Source organism: Haloarcula sp. NS06, assembly GCF_051122755.1.
Taxonomy (GTDB): domain Archaea; phylum Halobacteriota; class Halobacteria; order Halobacteriales; family Haloarculaceae; genus Haloarcula.
Map to the genome: position 1 here is coordinate 1992949 of NZ_CP184844.1, position 17054 is coordinate 2010002.

At 62.8% G+C, this 17054-nt stretch carries 15 protein-coding genes and 1 pseudogene; 8 read left to right on the forward strand and 8 right to left on the reverse strand.

Going from position 1 to position 17054, the window contains the following annotated elements:
• Positions 1-152: 152 nt before the first annotated feature.
• The 6 genes from pan1 to ACODNH_RS14195 all read left to right on the forward strand — a co-directional run bounded on the left by pan1 (position 153) and on the right by ACODNH_RS14195 (position 5447).
• Complete coding sequence (pan1, locus tag ACODNH_RS14170) at positions 153-1367, forward strand: proteasome-activating nucleotidase Pan1 (protein WP_306705208.1); 1215 nt, start codon at positions 153-155, stop codon at positions 1365-1367.
• 128 nt (positions 1368-1495) lie between these two features.
• On the forward strand, positions 1496-2077 hold the full coding sequence (locus tag ACODNH_RS14175) for a DUF420 domain-containing protein (RefSeq protein WP_306705210.1): 582 nt from the start codon (positions 1496-1498) through the stop codon (positions 2075-2077).
• Positions 2078-2138: 61 nt separating this feature from the next.
• The gene (locus tag ACODNH_RS14180; protein ID WP_306705212.1) at positions 2139-3362 is read left to right on the forward strand and encodes an HD domain-containing protein; all 1224 of its coding nucleotides are present in this window, start codon (positions 2139-2141) and stop codon (positions 3360-3362) included.
• Between the two features lie 21 nt (positions 3363-3383).
• On the forward strand, positions 3384-4409 hold the full coding sequence (locus tag ACODNH_RS14185) for an amidohydrolase family protein (RefSeq protein ID WP_306705214.1): 1026 nt from the start codon (positions 3384-3386) through the stop codon (positions 4407-4409).
• 33 nt (positions 4410-4442) lie between these two features.
• A complete protein-coding gene (locus tag ACODNH_RS14190) occupies positions 4443-4895 on the forward strand; it encodes an SHOCT domain-containing protein (RefSeq protein ID WP_306705216.1) in 453 nt (150 codons plus the stop codon).
• 72 nt (positions 4896-4967) lie between these two features.
• Entirely contained in the window at positions 4968-5447 is a 480-nt protein-coding gene (locus tag ACODNH_RS14195; RefSeq protein ID WP_306705218.1) for a universal stress protein, read from the forward strand.
• Between the two features lie 20 nt (positions 5448-5467).
• Here the strand turns inward: ACODNH_RS14195 and ACODNH_RS14200 are convergent, their stop codons facing one another.
• The 4 genes from ACODNH_RS14200 to ACODNH_RS14215 form a co-directional block, all read right to left on the reverse strand.
• Positions 5468-6415, reverse strand: a complete 948-nt coding sequence (locus ACODNH_RS14200) for a biotin--[acetyl-CoA-carboxylase] ligase (RefSeq protein ID WP_434530458.1) — start codon at positions 6413-6415, stop codon at positions 5468-5470.
• Positions 6416-6478: 63 nt separating this feature from the next.
• Positions 6479-8323 carry an acetyl-CoA carboxylase biotin carboxylase subunit gene (locus ACODNH_RS14205; protein ID WP_434530459.1) on the reverse strand — a complete coding sequence of 615 codons (1845 nt, stop codon included), beginning with the start codon at positions 8321-8323 and terminating at the stop codon, positions 6479-6481.
• 139 nt (positions 8324-8462) lie between these two features.
• Positions 8463-8768 carry an acc operon protein gene (locus tag ACODNH_RS14210; protein WP_306705225.1) on the reverse strand — a complete coding sequence of 102 codons (306 nt, stop codon included), beginning with the start codon at positions 8766-8768 and terminating at the stop codon, positions 8463-8465.
• A gap of 2 nt (positions 8769-8770) precedes the next feature.
• On the reverse strand, positions 8771-10321 hold the full coding sequence (locus ACODNH_RS14215) for an acyl-CoA carboxylase subunit beta (RefSeq protein WP_306705227.1): 1551 nt from the start codon (positions 10319-10321) through the stop codon (positions 8771-8773).
• Positions 10322-10462: 141 nt separating this feature from the next.
• Between ACODNH_RS14215 and ACODNH_RS14220 the strand changes: the two genes are divergently transcribed.
• On the forward strand, positions 10463-11086 hold the full coding sequence (locus tag ACODNH_RS14220; protein WP_306705229.1) for a uracil-DNA glycosylase family protein: 624 nt from the start codon (positions 10463-10465) through the stop codon (positions 11084-11086).
• Between the two features lie 54 nt (positions 11087-11140).
• On the opposite strand, the gene ACODNH_RS14225 is transcribed toward ACODNH_RS14220, so the two are convergent.
• Positions 11141-11932, reverse strand: coding sequence for a helix-turn-helix transcriptional regulator (locus ACODNH_RS14225; RefSeq protein ID WP_306705231.1), 792 nt, complete (start codon positions 11930-11932; stop codon positions 11141-11143).
• A gap of 224 nt (positions 11933-12156) precedes the next feature.
• On the opposite strand from ACODNH_RS14225, the gene ACODNH_RS14230 reads away from it, so the two are divergent.
• The gene (locus ACODNH_RS14230; RefSeq protein WP_306705233.1) at positions 12157-13137 is read left to right on the forward strand and encodes a DMT family transporter; all 981 of its coding nucleotides are present in this window, start codon (positions 12157-12159) and stop codon (positions 13135-13137) included.
• 470 nt (positions 13138-13607) lie between these two features.
• On the opposite strand, the gene ACODNH_RS14235 is transcribed toward ACODNH_RS14230, so the two are convergent.
• The 3 genes and pseudogenes from ACODNH_RS14235 to ACODNH_RS14245 form a co-directional block, all read right to left on the reverse strand.
• Positions 13608-14945 carry a sodium-dependent transporter gene (locus tag ACODNH_RS14235; RefSeq protein WP_306705235.1) on the reverse strand — a complete coding sequence of 446 codons (1338 nt, stop codon included), beginning with the start codon at positions 14943-14945 and terminating at the stop codon, positions 13608-13610.
• A gap of 227 nt (positions 14946-15172) precedes the next feature.
• Positions 15173-15883, reverse strand: a complete 711-nt coding sequence (locus ACODNH_RS14240) for an SDR family oxidoreductase (RefSeq protein ID WP_306705237.1) — start codon at positions 15881-15883, stop codon at positions 15173-15175.
• 94 nt (positions 15884-15977) lie between these two features.
• Positions 15978-16935: pseudogene (locus ACODNH_RS14245) on the reverse strand (NADPH:quinone reductase).
• Between the last annotated feature and the right edge of the window lie 119 nt (positions 16936-17054).

Here is a 17054-nt window from a genome sequence, read left to right on the forward strand (position 1 = left end):
CGGATGTTTCCAGCGGGGACCAAGAAACGTGCCGGTTTGATACCTATAGACGGAGAGCGGCCAGTAACGGCCCCCTCAAGGCACATGCCGGGCGATACAGTTTCTGAGACTACCCGAAGCCTCATAACGATACACCTACTAAAGGCGTCGTAATGACCGACACCGTCGACGAGGTCGATATGCCGTACGACGATGACGCGTCTCAGCAACAGAAGATCGAGGCGCTGCAGGAGCGGCTAGAGGTGCTCGAATCGCAGAACGAGGAGATGCGCGACAAACTGCTGGACGCGAACGCGGAGAACAACAAGTACCAGCAGAAGCTCGAACGGCTCACGCACGAGAACAAGAAGCTCAAGCAGTCACCGCTGTTTGTCGCGACCGTTCAGGAGCTCTCCAGTGATGGCGTGATTATCAAGCAGCACGGCAACAACCAGGAGGCCCTGACAGAGGTCACTGACGAGATGCGCGAGGACCTTGAGCCCGACGACCGCGTCGCCGTCAACAACTCACTCTCTATCGTCAAGCAACTCGACGACGAGACTGACGTTCGCGCTCGCGTGATGCAGGTCGACCAGTCGCCGGATGTCACCTTTGCTGACATCGGTGGCATCGAGGAGCAGATGGAAGAGGTCCGCGAGACCGTCGAGATGCCGCTGAAGAGCCCCGAAATGTTCGAGGATGTCGGCATTGACCCACCGAGCGGTGTCCTGCTACACGGCCCGCCCGGCACCGGGAAAACGATGCTGGCGAAGGCCGTCGCCAACGAGACCGACGCGACCTTCATCAAGATGGCCGGCTCCGAACTGGTCCACAAGTTCATTGGCGAGGGCGCGAAGCTCGTCCGCGACCTGTTCGAACTGGCCCGTCAGGAGGAGCCAGCCGTCGTCTTCATCGATGAGATCGACGCCATCGCGGCCAAGCGAACGGAGTCGAAGACCTCCGGCGACGCCGAGGTCCAGCGGACGATGATGCAACTGCTCTCGGAGATGGACGGCTTCGACGACCGCGGCGACATCCGTATCATCGCCGCGACGAACCGCTTCGATATGCTTGATCGGGCCATTCTCCGCCCCGGCCGCTTCGACCGGCTCATCGAAGTCCCGAACCCCGACATCGAAGGGCGCAAGCAGATCTTCCAGATCCACACCCGAAGCATGAACGTCGCCGATGACGTGGACTTCGAGACGCTGGCCGAGGACATTCAGGATGCCTCCGGTGCTGACGTGAAAGCCACCTGTACTGAGGCCGGGATGTTCGCCATCCGCGACGACCGGACCGAGGTCACGATGGCGGACTTCCACAACGCTTGGGAGAAGATTCAGCAGGAAGAGACCGACGACGAGGACGTTTCCCGGACGTTCGCCTGATTTCGGTAGCGCTTCTCTCCGATTCTCCGCGCTTTTGTAGGTCCGTAGTCACCGCTTCGACCTGCAATTTCGCTGTCGTGCTCGCCCGTTTCAGAACACAGTTACCATTCCGGTCCTGAATCATGGGCATGGCCGTCGCAGACACACTCCAGTCGCGTGCCCGCGCTCGTCCGCGGCTCGTCACCGCCGTCGTCTCGGTCGTTGGCTACGCGCTCGTGTTCGGCGCGTTTGGTGGCGTCTTACCGTTGCCAGAGTTCTCGAATGACACCGTTATTCTGCTAGGTGATGCAATCGCCGTCGTCAACAGTATCGCCCTGCTCGCAATCATCGTCGGCGTCTACTTCATCAAGAACAATCAGGTACAGAAACACCGCGCGGCCATGCTGACCGCGTTCACGCTCATCATGGTGTTTCTGGCCCTGTACATCCTCAAGGTCGGCGGCGGCTTCGAGAAGGCAATCGACGTCGACGGGTTCGTCTGGACGGCATACATCGTGATGCTCGCTATCCACATCCTGCTATCCGCGGTGTCCGTGCCCGTCGTCGTTCACGCCGTCGTCCTCGGGCTGACCCACTCTCCCGCCGAACTCAGAGAAACAATCCACGCCCGTGTGGGTCGTATCGCGGTCTCCGCCTGGGGGCTGAGCCTGTTCCTCGGGCTCGTCACCTACGTCATGTTGAACCACATCTACGGCTGGGTCCCTCGCTAGTATCGGGTTTCGCGTGTCGGGTGGCGAACGATTTTGCCGGCCGCCGCCGTAGGCCACGGCAATGACCACAATCAAGGACAGCGTCCACGACCACATTGAGGTTCAGGGCGTCGCGGCGGCGTTGCTCGACACGCCACCGGTCCAGCGGCTTCGGCACATCTCCCAGCTCGGCACGGTGACGCTCGTCTACCCTTCGGCGAACCACACTCGATTCGAGCACTCGCTGGGCGTCTATCACCTCGCGGACCGGGCACTGTCCCATCTTGGCATTGAGGGCCAGCAGGCCGAACGGGTCCGAGCCGCGGCGCTGCTCCACGACGTGGGGCATTCACCGTACAGCCACAACGTCGAGGCGCTTATCCACCGCCGGACGGGGAAGTACCACGACGACGTGGACGAACTGCTCGGTGACGGCTCTGTCGCGCGGGTGCTCTCAGAGCACGGCCTCAACCCGGACCGCGTGGCTGACCTCGTTGCTGGCGAGGGCGAACTGGGGCAGCTCGTCTCCGGCGAACTGGATGTCGACCGGATGGACTATCTGGTCCGCGACGCCCACCACACGGGCGTTCCCTACGGTACTATCGACCACGAGCGGCTGGTCCGAGAGCTGTGTTTCGTCGACGGGGAACTTGTCCTCGATGAGGGCAATGTCCAGACGGCCGAATCGCTCCTGCTCGCGCGGGCACTGATGAATCCCACCGTCTACCAGCACCACGTCGCCCGCATCGCCAAGTCGATGCTGCGCCGCGGGACCGAGGAATTACTCGCTGCGACTGACACGACAGCCGAGACGCTTCGCAGGTGGGACGACAACGACCTGCTCGTGGCGCTCAGGCAGTGCGAGGCGACGGCGGCGTACGCACGGCGGCTGACCCAGCGAGACCTGTACAAGCGGGCCGTCTGGGCGGAGTGGCAGGCCGTGCCCGATGAGGTGCTGGCGGCCGATCACAACGCTGTCGGGACGATGGAGCAGGCTATCGCCGACGAAGCGAACGTCGATAGTGACGCCGTTGTACTCGACATTCCGCCCGAACCGTCGATGACCGAATCCAGCAGCCGCGTCCTCGTCAACGGCGAGGTCCGCCGTCTCGGCGAACAGTCGACGCTGGTCAACGCCATCCGCGCCGCCCAGCGCGACCAGTGGCGGCTCGGCGTCTATGCCCCCGAATCTGAGAGCGAACGGGTCGGTGCGGCGGCGATCCGCGAGTTGGGACTCGACCTCGACGGAGCTAGGGTCCGGGACGTGCGGACTGGTATCCATGCGACCCTCGATGAGTTTAACTGAGAGAGCGGGCGAACAGGGAACATGATTCTTGAAGGGACGATTCTGACGGGACGGTCGTTCGAGGCTATCGAGGGCCGCGTCGTCGTTGAAGACGGGGAGATAGTCGCTATCGAGGAAACTGCGGTCGACAGCGACGACATCGTGGTGCCAGCGTTCGTCAACGCTCACACCCACATCGGCGATTCAATCGCCAAGGAGGCCGGGGAGGGGCTCTCGCTCGAAGAACTCGTTGCCCCACCGGGCGGCCTGAAACACCGATTGCTCCGCGATGCGAGTCGAGACGAATTAGTGGCCGCAATGGAGCGGTCGCTGTCGTTCATGGAGCAGGCCGGGACTGGTGCGTTTATCGAGTTTCGGGAGGGCGGCGTTGATGGCGTCCGCGCGATACAGGACGCGCTAGCGGGGTCAAACCTCGACAGCGTGATTCTCGGACGCGAGACGACCGATGCAATGGAGCTGGCTGATGGGTTCGGCGCGAGCGGAGCCAACGACAGCGAATTTGGGGCGGAACGGCGCGCGACCAAGCAGGCCGGGAAGCTGTTCGGCATCCACGCCGGCGAGGTCGATAGCTCCGATATCAACCCCGCGCTCGACCTCGACCCGGACTTCCTCGTCCACATGGTTCACGCCGAGTCACTGCATCTCGAACGGGTCGCTGACAGCGAGATCCCAGTAGTGGTCTGTCCCCGGTCGAACATCGTCACCGACGTAGGCCGCCCGCCAGTTGAGGAATTGGCTGACCGGACGACAGTCGCGCTTGGGACGGACAACGTCATGCTCAACAGCCCGTCGATGTTCCGCGAGATGGAGTTCACCGCAAAGCTGTACGACCTCTCGGCCCGCGAGGTGCTGCGCATGGCCACGGTCAACGGGGCCGAGATCGCGGGGCTTGGCGGCGGACTCATCAAGACCGGGCAGCCGGGACGCCTGCTGGTGCTCGATGGAGATTCGGACAACCTTGCCGGCGCACAGAACCCCGTTCGGGCGGTCGTTCGCCGGGCGGGAACGGCTGACGTTCGACGAGTCATCCAGCCGATGACGGAATAATTCTTATCACTGCGGAAATAGTATACTTGGGCAATGCCCTCCACCACCGACCGCGCTCAGAGCACCTCCCTGAAAATACTCCTGTATGGCGTGTTAGGGCTTGTCTCGTTGTTTGTCGTCATCGCGGCTGTGAGACTTGCGTTCGGACTGTTCTTCGGTCTCATCGGCATCATACTGGGGCTGCTCTCTCTGGCCGCTACCATCGGGTTTCTGGCGGCTGTCGGCTATGCCGTGTACTGGGTCGTGTCGGAAGTATTCGGTCAGGACGAGGCAACGGCGTCAACGACTGGCGCGTCACGAGCACAGGCCGCACACACGACTGACGAGGCCAGCGAGACAGACCCCGTCGACCGACTCTCCGAGCGCTACGCTAACGGGGAGATTACCGAGGCTGAACTGGAACGCCGGCTCGAACAGGCCCTTGACGGCCCGTCCGTGGATAACTCCGGGACAACGGAGTTCGAACGGGACCGAGAGTTGAACTGAACCATCTCTGGCTTGATTGTTGAATGTTATCTCTTACCAAACTATATCCGTTCAGCCAGTCAATAGTACAGTATGTACGACAGAATACTGGTACCAACAGACGGGTCGGCGGGGTCGAAAGACGTTCTCAGACACGCTAAAACACTTGCAACGGCCCACAACAGTGAGATTCATGGGCTGTACGTCGTCGACATCGGTCGGTTCTCGACGCTCCCCCACGAACCGACGTGGGAGGGCGTCACCGACTCGCTCCACCGCGAAGGCGAGATGGCGCTGGACATGGTGGAACGTCTCGTTGCCGACGACGTGGCTGTCACGCGAGCCACGACCGAGGGCAGCCCGAGTCGGGAAATCGTCGACTATGCGAGCCAGCACGGCTGTGATCTCATCGTGATGGGGACCCACGGACGCGGCGGCATTGACCGCTTGTTGCTGGGCAGCGTCGCCGAACGGGTCGTCCGGTCAGCCACCGTTCCAGTCGTCACTGTTCCGGTGGAGACAGCGATGCAAGACGTCTCGGAAGACGAACAGCCTGCCGGCGTTCCACAGTGATGTCTCTCCTGTCGTCGCGATCACTCCGTAACTGGGCGGAGATGCTCACAATCCCCCGCTGAAACGACCTCTGTACCTGATTCTGTTTCGATGACGAGCGCGCCCGGGAACTGGACATCCACGGCTTCGCCCTCGATGGGGCCCCCGGGTGTCTCGACCCGGACTTTTTTGCCCAGCGTCGTCGCGTACTCCCGCCATGCCTCGACGACGTGATCCGTATCCTGTCGCAACGCGTCGAATTCTTCTAGCAGTCGTTGCGTGAACAGCCGTCTGTCGACCGGTTCGTCTCGTTCGGCCGAGAGGCTCGTCGGGTTTGCTTCGTCGGGCAAGTCGGCGGGGTCGACGTTCGCGTTGACACCGATCCCGACGACGACCCAGGAGACGCGGTCGGCCTCCCCCTCCATCTCGGTGAGGATACCGACCAGTTTACGCTCCTCGTCACCGTGACGGACCAGCACGTCGTTGGGCCACTTGATGCCGGCCTCGACGCCGGCCTCACGGGCCGCCCGTGTCACCGCGACAGCGGCCGCGAGCGTGAACACCGGCGCGTGGGCCATCGGCACGTCGGGCCGGAACAGCACGGAGAGCCAGATTCCACCGCTGGGCGAATGCCAATCACGCTCGAGTCGCCCCCGGCCACCGGTCTGTTCGTCGGCTAGCACCACAGTGTCCGACGCCCCCTCCGCGGCCAGATCCCTGGCGCGTGCGTTTGTGCTCGGGATACTGTCGTGGTACTCGACCGAGAGGGGGGCGTCGAGGCCGTATTCGACCGCGCTCGCCCCGAACTCCGGTACCGAATCGAGGGCGTAGCCCGCGTCGTCGCTGCGGATCTCGAACCCCTCGTCGCGGAGCGCTTCGACGTGCTTCCAGACCGCGGAGCGGGAGATATCCAGTTCGTCGGCAAGAGTCGGCCCCGAGACAGGACCGTCGGCCAGTGCATCGAGTACCCGGTGACGTGTGTCGTTCATAGGCGGGGCTTCGACCGGCCGGAATAAAAGGCGTCTGCAGCGCGCAGCGGGCAGTCCGCTAGCTCACCCGATCACAAAGAGCAAGTCGCCCATGTCGACGGATTCGCCCTCGCCGACGGCCACGTCGTTGACAGTGCCGCCGCGTTCGGCGACGATGTCATTCTCCATCTTCATCGCCTCCAGCACACAGAGAACGTCGCCGGCCTCGACCTCGTCACCTTCCTCGACGTTGACCTCCAGAATCGTTCCCTGCATCTCCGCGGCGACCTCCTGCCCTTCGGCGGTGGTGGCACTGCCACCTCCGCTGTCAGAGCTACTGCCGCCCTGTGGCCGCTGTGGCTGATTCCCGCCGTCGGCGTCCACATCGCCGACGTTGATTGGGGGTGCGCCGCGCTCTTCGAGGTCGACTTGGAAGCGCTTGCCGTTGACCTCGACAGTAAATTCGCGTTCGACGACCTCCTCGTCTTCGTCGCTGCCGGGTTCAGTGACAGTACCCCACTGCTCCTGCGCCTCTTCGATGCGCGTGCGGTCGAGGTGCTCGTCGAGGTACTTCGTGGTGTGTGTCCCGGTGACGAACTTCTCGTCGGTGAGCATAAGCCGGTGGAACGGAATGACGGTCGGGATGCCTTCGATGTCGAAGTCCTTGAGCGCCCGTTTCCCGCGCTCGATACACTCCTCGCGGTCCTCGCCGTAAGTGATGAGTTTCGCGATCATCGAGTCGTAGTCGGTGACGAGGTCGTCGCCCTGCCGGAGCGCATCGTCGAGGCGGACGCCGATACCGCCCGGCGGGTCGTATGTGTCGAGGCTGCCGCCGGTCGCGGGCGCGAAGTCGTCGGCGGCGTTCTCGGCGTTGATACGGAACTCCATTGCGTGCCCCTCGATTTCCACGTCATCCTGATCGAAGGTGATCTCTTCGTCCATCGCCACCCGCAGTTGCCACTTGACGATGTCGATGTCGGTAATCTCCTCGGTGACGCAGTGTTCGACCTGAATACGGGTGTTGACTTCGAGGAAGTAGAAGTTTGCCCCCTCGCCGAGTAGTTCACCCTGCTCGCGGTCGGTGTCCTCTTCGACGAGGAACTCGACAGTCCCGGCGTTGTAGTAGTCCGATTCGCGGACGCCACGGCGGGCAGCATCGCCGATTTTCTCGCGGAGCGCATCGTTCAGGGCCGGCGAGGGCCCCTCCTCGATGACCTTCTGATGGCGGCGCTGGAGCGAGCAGTCACGCTCGCCCAGGTGCCTGACATTGCCGTGGTGGTCGGCGATGATCTGGACCTCGATGTGGCGGGGGTTCTCCAGATAGCGTTCGAGATAGACGGAGTCGTTCGAGAAGTACGCTTCTCCCTCCCGCTTTGCGCTTTCGAGTTGCTCCTCGGCTTCCTCGGGGTCGTGGACGATTTTCATCCCGCGGCCGCCGCCACCGCCTTCAGCCTTGATCGCGACCGGGAAGCCGTTCTCCTCGCCGAACTCGACGACTTCCTCGGGGTCCTCGACGGGGTCGGTCGTCCCCGGGACGATGGGCACGTCGGCCGACTGCATGATCTTGCGAGCCTTTGTTTTCTCGCCCAGTGCCTCCATCGACTCGCTCTCGGGACCGACCCAGGTCACGCCGTCCGTTTCCTGAACGCGCGCGGCGAAGTCGGCGTTCTCCGCGAGGAAGCCATACCCCGGGTGGATGGCGTCAGCTCCGGCTTGCTTGGCCGCGTCGATAATCGCTTCTTGATCGAGATAGGAGTCTGCGGCACGGGCCGGGCCGACGTTGTACGCCTCGTCCGCATACCGGACGTGCCCGGCGTGCTTGTCGGCGTCAGAGTAGACGGCCACTGTGCCGATGCCCAACTCCTCGCATGCGCGCATCACGCGCACCGCTATCTCCCCGCGATTAGCGACGAGCACCTTATCGAACATACGCCCTCATACTGAGAGTCGCCTCATAAAACTATGCGCAGATAGCGGCCAAACTTACATATATAATCATGTTAGTATGGAACATGACCACAAACCTAGTCACGGCGTCGCCAATCAACTGAGAAAAAACTGTCCGCGATTAGAACCGTTTGGCGCGGCCAGCGGCGCTCCAGGGATCGGTTGGAGCGTCAGCACGGACCCGAACAGAACGCTTCTGCGTGGCTTCCACGCGCCCGGAGAACGACCACTGCTTGCCGTCCCAGGAGTCACCGTCGTCTGCCGCCGCAGCCGCCGCGGCCGCCGCTGCCGCGCGCTGGCGGTCCGTGAGGTGTGCGCCGATAGCAACGGCGATAGCAGCCGCCTCGTCCGCCGACGCGTCGTCGAGTTGGGCAGCGATCTCCGCGACTAAATCCGCATCGACAGCCGAGTCAGTGTCAGCCGCCATCGTTACAGTGGGATGTTGCCGTGCTTGCGGTCGGGCTGGTCCTTGCGTTTCCCCCGGAGAAGGTCCAGATCGTCGATGAGCCGCGGGCGGGTCTCCTGAGGCTCGATGACATCGTCGACGAAGCCGCGCTTGGCCGCGGTGTAGGGGTTCGCGAAGGCGTCGCGGTACTCGTCGATGAGTTGCTGCCGGCGGGCCTCCACGTCGTCGGCGTCCTCCAGTTCGTCGTCGTAGAGGACGTTGACTGCGCCCTTCGGCCCCATCACGGCGATTTCGGCGGTCGGCCAGGCGTAGTTCATGTCTGCGCCGATGTGCTTTGAGGCCATCACGTCGTAGGCTCCCCCGTAGGCCTTCCGCGTGATGACGGTCACCAGCGGCACAGTGGCCTCGGAGTAGGCGTACAGGAGCTTCGCGCCGTGGTTGATGATGGCGTTGCGTTCCTGATCCTTGCCGGGCATGAACCCGGGCACATCGACGAACGTGAGAATCGGGATGTTGAACGCGTCACAGAACCGGACGAAGCGCGCGCCCTTCCGCGAGGCGTTGATGTCGAGCGTGCCGGCGTTGACCCGCGGCTGGTTGCCGACGACGCCGACGCTGTGGCCGTCCATGCGGGCGAACCCGATGACGATGTTGCGCGCGAAGTCCTCGGCGACCTCGAAGAACGAGTCCTCGTCGACGATACGCCCGACAACATCCGTCATGTCGTAGGGTTTCTGTGGCGCGTCGGGAACTGCGGTCTTTAGTGCCTCGTCCCGGCGCTCGGGGTCGTCCCAGGGTTTGACCCGCGGCGGATCCTCGACGTTGTTCTGCGGGAGATACGAGAGGAGGTAGCGGATGTCGTCCATCGCGTCCTTCTCGTCGGCGGCCGTGAAGTGGGCCACCCCGGACTCGGAGGCGTGGGTCTTCGCCCCGCCGAGTTCGTCGAAGCCAACCTCCTCGCCGGTCACCGTTTCGATGACGTCCGGCCCGGTAATGAACATGTGGCTGGTCTCCTCGACCATGTAGACGAAGTCCGTAATGGACGGGGAGTACACCGCGCCACCGGCACACGGCCCCATGATGGCCGAGATCTGCGGGACGACACCGCTGGCTTGCTGATTGCGGTGGAAGATATCGGCATAGCCCGCCAGCGAGTCGATCCCCTCCTGAATCCGCGCGCCGGCGGAGTCATTCAGGCCGATGATCGGTGCGCCCGTCTCGATGGCCTTGTCCATCACCTTGCAGACTTTCTGTGCGAACGCCTCGCCCAGCGACCCGCCAAAGACGGTGAAATCGTGGGCAAAGACGTAGACACGCCGACCGTCGACCTGGCCGTAGCCGACGACGACGCCGTCTCCCGGTACTTTCTTGTCGGCCATGTCGAAGTTCGTCGAGCGGTGTTCACGGAGCGAGTCAATCTCGACGAAGGTGCCGTCGTCGAGGAAGTAATCGATGCGCTCACGCGCGGTGAGTTTCCCGCGGTCGTGTTGCGCCTCGATTCGTTCCTCACCACCGCCACGTTCGGCCTCGGCTTTTCGTTCCCGAAGGTCCTCGACACGGTCATCGTGGCTCACGCGATATCACTTCTCCCGGACCGGAGCATATCCGACTCCTTGCGGGCATCCGAGAAAAGCGTTATCAAACTTAACCATTATTTCTCGTATTCGATAACCGAAACCGGCGGAGTTTTGAGCGATGGCCCGTTGCATTCGCGCGTGAAGAACGTCACGGCCCGCCAGCACAACCCCTTTGGCTTCGACGCACCGTGTGAGCCGTTTGTGCCGGGGTACGGCGACGCCAACGCCCACTTCCACGTCATCGGTGACCACCCCGGCGTCCACGGTGGCGCGACCTCAGGCATCCCATTTACCGACAACGCTGCGGGTGAACGCCTCCAGCGGGTGCTTGTCGAGGCCGGACTGCTCGCTGAGACTGGCACTCCGCCGACTGTGGAAAAGACGTATCTGTCGTATCTATACATGTGCGGCGGCGATCCGCCGACAGACACGGACTACGAGGCTCTGGAGCCGCTGTTCGACACGGAACTCCGGGCCATCACCGCCCACGTCCTCCTGCCCGTCGGCGAGCGCGCCACGCGACACGTGTTCGCGAACACGACATCGGAGCCAACCGAGTCGATCGACATGGACGCGCTGCACGCAGATGAAGTTCTTGGCAGTGGCTGGCTTGTCTACCCGATCAAAGAGCCAGCGGAGTGGACCGACAACGACGAGGATGTCCTTATCGATGCGCTGACGGCGCTACTGGAAACGGACTATCGCCGCGAGGCGGACCTCGGACGGTTCATGCCTGGCGAGGACCCGTATCTGGTCCGGTAGCTGCGTCGCAACTGGTTTTCTTGCAGTACTAGTCTGAGTGAGCCGAAACAGCAGTTACAGCGACCACTCGTCCGAAAGCGGCTCCGCGGACGCCCAGTATGTGTCGAACGTCTCGATAGCCCACTCGCGGACGGCCGGCGCGGTCGTATCGATAGACGCCTGCAGGACGCCGTTGTCGTCCCGCAACAGCAGATGCACCACGTCGTCGGCGATCATCACGGCGAGCGGCACACCGTTGTTTCGTACCCGGACCGACGCGTCCGATTCGGAACGCAGCGATTCGAGCCGATTCCGGAGCCGGTCATCTGCCGCCAGCGCGTCGATTGCGCCGGGCGAGAACACGCCCGAGAACCGCTGCTCACCCGCGCTGACCCGCTCCTGAACGACCCGAATCGCCTGATTGTTGAACGCATGGGAGAACGTCCGGACTTCCTCGGCGTCTCGAAGCAGGTCGAGCAGTCGCTGGACCGGCGCGTTCGGACGCGTCTGGCTCGGGACGGTTATTCTCGCGTCGGCTAGGTGTTGCAGGTCGAAGTCCATCGCATCGGTAGGGAGATACTGGATGATGTCGCGCAGCCGCCGCTCGGTTTCGAGGCTGCCGAGCAGGTCGGTGAACCCGTCAGCGACGATACGACCCGTCGCCGTGGCGACGTATTCGCCCCCTGTTCGACGAATCCACGACCGCTCCTCAAAGTCAGCGATGATTCGCCCGAGCGTCGCCTGTGATGCGCCGGTTTCTGCCGCCAGTTCCCCGCGTGAGTGCGGTTCCGATGCGAGGAGCCGTAACACCTCGACCCGGTTCGAGGAGAGTGCGAGGAACTCGATCTCTTCGAGCGCCGATTCCATACCGCCACGTTGGGGAGTCCGTCCTAAAGCGCTTTCGCAGTGTGAAATTATTTCACACCGTGAATGTCCGCCACGGGTGTTCGGCCGTTTCGCGTTATGTAATATTTTCTAAACGGGCCTATAAGCCTCGATACCGTACCGTAGAGTACGATGACTCAGGTTTCTTCACGTGCTCTCTCTGTCGGCTGTGCAGTCGTATCAGAAACAAGATACGAGGTGGCGGTATGATTTCGCGCCGGACGCTCGCCCTTGCTGCTGTTGCCAGTGTTCTGCTTGGTGGGACCTTCGTCGGCGCGAAGGCCGGTCTGTCGTATCTCCCGCCACTTCTGTTCGTCGCCCTACGGTTCGATATCGCCGCCGTCGTGCTCCTCGGCTACGTTGTCGTGACGCGGTCCCGAGACGAACTGCTCCCACAGACCCGCGGCGACGTGCTGGGGATTCTCTCGACGGGCCTGTTCGCGCTCGGTCTCGCGAACGCACTGATATTCGTGGGTCAGCAGTCCGCCACCAGTGCGGTTGCCGCTATCATCTTCAGTCTCAACCCGATACTGACGCCGGTGTTCGCCGCTCTCTTGCTCTCCGACGAACGACTTTCGGCCCGCGGCGGTCTTGGGATGGTTATCGGCCTGCTCGGCGTCGGTCTCGTCGTCAGTCCCGATCCGGCGATGCTCCTGAGCGGGGGCATCGGCAAGCTCATCCTGTTCGCCGGCGCGACCAGCGCGGCGCTGGGTAGCGTCCTCATCCGGTGGTCCGGTGGCGGCCTGTCGAGCACGGTCCGGACCGCGTGGGCACTCCCCGTCGCCGCCGCGCTCTGTCACTCACTGAGCATCGGCATGGGCGAATCGGCGGCCACGGCGGTCTGGTCGCCGACTGCGATCGCGGCCCTGCTGTACGTCGGCATCTTCGCCGGGGCAATCGCCTACATTGCCTACTTCGGCCTGCTCGATATTACCGGTGCAATTCAGGCCAACCTCATCTTCTACGTGGTCCCCGTCGTGTCGACGCTCGGCGGGTGGGCCCTGCTTGGCGAGGCGATCACCCCGACCGCAGTGGCGGGCTTCCTGACTATCTTCACGGGGTTCGTGGTACTCGGAAGCGAGTCGGTCAACATCCGGGCACTGTTCCCGGGTACTACTGACGAGTCTGACACTGTGTCTGAAAGCCTCGGGATGGCGGACGAGCCGCGCGGGTTCGAGTCTGACTGAGATGGACGTAGGGCATCATATACTTGCTATCACCCCCATTTAGACTGGATAGTACACTGAGCCCGCCGGCCACAGAGGTTCAGTAAAGTATTCAGCCCACCGTTATGTATCCCCAAGGACATGAGTATCGGCGAAAATACACGCATTCGGCGACTATTGATACCGATAGGCGGACTGGCGCTAGTGCTTCAGTCGATAGCGTTTGAGGGTACCTTCGGACTCGTGGAGCGTCCCGGTGTTTCCGGGCTCCTCAGAGACGTGCTGAGCGGTGGTCTATTGCTGGTAGCAACGGTCTGTCTCTTTGGTGGCGTGTATCTACGCCTCCACGATTCGTGAGAGACATGCAGCCCTCCTCTACGTCCGTCTAGTCTGCCACGGCTGAAAAAACATCCCGCGACGACCGCCCACACCGGGCGGTCACTGCGAACTGCTGAGAAGAAGGTCCGCGGGAAACCGACCCTGTTCGTCGTTTATATTGGCGGGATGATCGCGGGGTCCTCAGCGAGGAACAGCGTCTGCAGGCCGAGGGCCAGCGTCAGGACGACGCCGAGGATGACCACCGTTCGGACCATCCAGAGCCAGGTCGGACCGAATGCCCGGAGCCCACCCGTCCCCTGTCGGAGCTCGGCAACTGCGTTGGAGGAGAGCACCCAGCCGACGAACACTAGGATGAGCAGCACTGACAGCGGGAGGAACAGCTTGTACGCGAGCGTGTCGAACCAGCCGAACCACGCCAGGTCCCAGGCCGACGGCAGGCCCAGAATGAACAGTCCAACCCCGAGCATCGCCGACAGTGACACCCGTGAGTATGACGTGTTGTCGACGCCGTAGGAGACTGCCACCTCAAGGAGGCTGATGGCAGAGGAGATCGCGGCGATGAGGACAACGCCGAAGAACACGACGCCGAGGAGTCGCCCTCCGGGGAGCTGTGGGAACGCCGACGCCATCGCGACGAAGATGGCCGACGGACCGCTGGTGTCGGGGCTGACGTTGATAGCGAAGAGAATCGGGAACACGACTAGCCCGGCCAGCACACCGACCATCGTGTTCGTCACGACGATGATGCCACCATCAACCGGGAGGCTCTCGTCGTCACCGATGTACGAGGAGTAGGTAATCATGGCCGCCATCCCCAGCGAGAGGGTGAAGAACGCCTGGCCAACTGCGAACGGAATCAGGTCGCCAGCGTTCGCCGCCAGCGTGGAGAAGTCCGGTGAGAGGAAGTAGCTGTAGCCAGCCCCAGCTCCCTCAAGCGTGGTGACCCAGGCCGCCATCCCGAGCATGAGAATCACGATACTGGGGACCATCACCTTTGTCGCTTTCTCGATACCGTCCTCGACACCCACTGCGACGATACCGACACAGATCAGCAGGAACAGTGCCTGTCCGAGGACAGCTTCTGGCCCACTTGAGATGGCTCCGAAGTACTCCGCGGAATTTCCGAAGTATGCGCCCGTTGCGCTACCAAGGATATACCGCATGACCCACCCGCCGACGACGTTGTAATACGAGAGGATCCAGAATCCCGTAAAGACGCCCAGACCACCGACGACCCGCCACTGCTTGAATCCGAGTTCAGCGAACGCGTCGACGGCATTACGGTTCGTTCGCCGCCCGATGATGAACTCTGCCAGCATTGCCGGGAAGCCGATGAGCAATACGGCGGCGAGGTAAAAGACGAGGAACACTGCGCCGCCGTTTGTCGCGGTCTTGAACGGGAACTGCCAGATGTTTCCGAGACCAACTGCGCTACCGATTGCTGCGAGAAGGAACCCGAGCCGTGAGGCCCACGTTTCTCTGTCACTCATTGTGATGCGGCATATTCTTTTGGGGTATAAAAACCACCATGATTCAGGTTCGCAATACCACCCTGTAATATCAGTATAAAAACACTATTTGTGAAGCCAAACAGCAGCAGTCGGGAGATTCGCGCTGATCCCGCTCTGTCCGCCGTTTCTCGACAATGCGGATACGTAACTACGAGAAACGCGTGATTGTGGCCGAACAGTAGGCAGACCAGATACAGCCTACAATATCAGACCTCGCCGTACACCGGCACCGCCGCACCGCTGGTCACGGTTGCGGTGTCAGAACAGAGGAACAACAGGACGCCGGCGATGTCTTTCGGATCGACCCACGTCTCGAAGTCAGCGTCGGGCATCATCTCGCGGTTCATCGGGGTATCGATGACGCTGGGCATGACGGCGTTGGCTCGCACGGACCCGAGGTTCTCCGCCGCGATAGTCTCTGTTAGCAGTCGGACGCCGGCTTTCGACGCTCGGTAGAGTCCGTCGCCTGCACCGCCTTCGAGTGACGACCGCGCGGAGACAGAGACGATCGCGCCCTCGCCAGCCCGCAAGTGTGGAATCGCGTGTTTCGACGCCAGAAACATCGTCTTCAGGTTCACATCGAACAGGAAATCGAACGTATCCGCATCCGTCTCGTGGATCGGTGTGCCGCCGCGCCACGTTCCGGCGATGTTCAGCAAGTAGTCCAACTGCCCGTGCTCGTCGACGACCGCGTCGATGGTGTCGGCGACGTCGTCCTCGTCGCTGAAGTCCGCCCGGTAGAAACCCACACGTTCGGGGTCGGCCAACAGGAAATCCTCGGTGTTCGGTTCGACAATGTCACTGCCACAGACGGTCGCCCCGGCTTCGAGGAACGCGTTTGCGACCGCGCTGCCCAGCGCCCCGCCGATACCCGTAACCAGTGCTACCTCGCCGTCGAAATTAAACTCGGCTGACATGGATGTGTCAACGGATAGTGGAAAGATAAAGGCCCCTCCCGAAAACCCGAGGTTCGAGTCCGTGGACCGACGATGGACGGTAACACCGGTCTGATTACGGCGTGACGACGAGTTTGCCGAGGAAGCTGTCGTTGAGCACGTCCTCGTGAGCAGCCGGGACTTCTGCAAGGTCGTAGCGGCGGGCGACGACTGGCGTCAGTTTGTCGTCGGCCATGAGGGTCGCCAGTCGGTCCAGTACCGCGCCGAACTCGGGCGTGTTGAACATCGAGACGTGGTGGACGCTGAGGGCTTTCGCCCGGCAGCGTGGAACGCTCTCGAACGTCGCCGCGGGGTCGGTGTTCCCGATGGCGGCGACCTGCGCGCCCTGCGCGGCCACCTCGGCGTCGAACCCGAGATAGTCGTCGAGCCGGTGGTCAAGAATCACGTCTGGCGCGCCGGCGCCGACCACCGCGTCGGCGAGGTCGTCCCGGCTGTAGTCGAACACGTCGTCCGCACCGAGGTCGGCAAGTCGGTCGTGGTATTTCGGTGCTGCCGTCGTCATCACCCGTGCGCCATTCGCCGCCGCTAACTGGACCGCAACGTGGCCGACACCGCCGCTCCCGCCGTGAATCAGCGCCCGCTCAGCCGGCTCCAGCGCGCAAGCGTCGACGAGCGTCTGCCAGGCGGTGACACCGACGAGCGCGACGGCCGCGCCCGTCTCGGCGGACACCCCCTCGGGGAGCTTTCGCTAGGTGTGATTCGGGAACAGCGACGTACTCCGCACAGGTTCCCTGGAGCCAGTTGCCCAGTCCGGTCGCGAACGCCCGGTCGTCTTCGGTGACGGAAGCCACGCGCTCGCCGGTCGCGGCGACGGTCCCGGCACAGTCGGAGCCGGGTATCCAGGGCAGTTCGCCCGGTTCGTAGTCGCCGGTCCGGAAGTACGTATCGACCGGATTGACCGCCGCTGCCTCGACTTCGAGCAGGACCTCCTCCGGTCCCGGTGTGGGTCGTTCGATGTCGTCGACACGGAGCACGTCCGTCCCGCCGTATTCGTGGAATCGTACAGCACGCATTGGGATATGCGTCAGGTGGTATCGGGAAAACCTTTCCCCACGGACTGAGCGGCCCCGGATACGGTTTCAACATATCGCAGTACGTGGCGTGGCATCGCCGACACCGAACGAGTCAGGTC

What these genes read in the sequence shown, in the direction of transcription:
- ACODNH_RS14225 (WP_306705231.1), bottom strand. Translation starts at nt 11,932, where the DNA reads ATGGAATCGGCGCTCGAAGAGATCGAGTTCCTCGCACTCTCCTCGAAC.
- ACODNH_RS14235 (WP_306705235.1), bottom strand. Translation starts at nt 14,945, where the DNA reads ATGAGTGACAGAGAAACGTGGGCCTCACGGCTCGGGTTCCTTCTCGCA.
- ACODNH_RS14205 (WP_434530459.1), bottom strand. Translation starts at nt 8,323, where the DNA reads ATGTTCGATAAGGTGCTCGTCGCTAATCGCGGGGAGATAGCGGTGCGC.
- ACODNH_RS14240 (WP_306705237.1), bottom strand. Translation starts at nt 15,883, where the DNA reads ATGTCAGCCGAGTTTAATTTCGACGGCGAGGTAGCACTGGTTACGGGT.
- ACODNH_RS14185 (WP_306705214.1), top strand. Translation starts at nt 3,384, where the DNA reads ATGATTCTTGAAGGGACGATTCTGACGGGACGGTCGTTCGAGGCTATC.
- ACODNH_RS14230 (WP_306705233.1), top strand. Translation starts at nt 12,157, where the DNA reads ATGATTTCGCGCCGGACGCTCGCCCTTGCTGCTGTTGCCAGTGTTCTG.
- pan1 (WP_306705208.1), top strand. Translation starts at nt 153, where the DNA reads ATGACCGACACCGTCGACGAGGTCGATATGCCGTACGACGATGACGCG.
- ACODNH_RS14195 (WP_306705218.1), top strand. Translation starts at nt 4,968, where the DNA reads ATGTACGACAGAATACTGGTACCAACAGACGGGTCGGCGGGGTCGAAA.
- ACODNH_RS14200 (WP_434530458.1), bottom strand. Translation starts at nt 6,415, where the DNA reads ATGAACGACACACGTCACCGGGTACTCGATGCACTGGCCGACGGTCCT.
- ACODNH_RS14175 (WP_306705210.1), top strand. Translation starts at nt 1,496, where the DNA reads ATGGCCGTCGCAGACACACTCCAGTCGCGTGCCCGCGCTCGTCCGCGG.
- ACODNH_RS14180 (WP_306705212.1), top strand. Translation starts at nt 2,139, where the DNA reads ATGACCACAATCAAGGACAGCGTCCACGACCACATTGAGGTTCAGGGC.
- ACODNH_RS14210 (WP_306705225.1), bottom strand. Translation starts at nt 8,768, where the DNA reads ATGGCGGCTGACACTGACTCGGCTGTCGATGCGGATTTAGTCGCGGAG.
- ACODNH_RS14190 (WP_306705216.1), top strand. Translation starts at nt 4,443, where the DNA reads ATGCCCTCCACCACCGACCGCGCTCAGAGCACCTCCCTGAAAATACTC.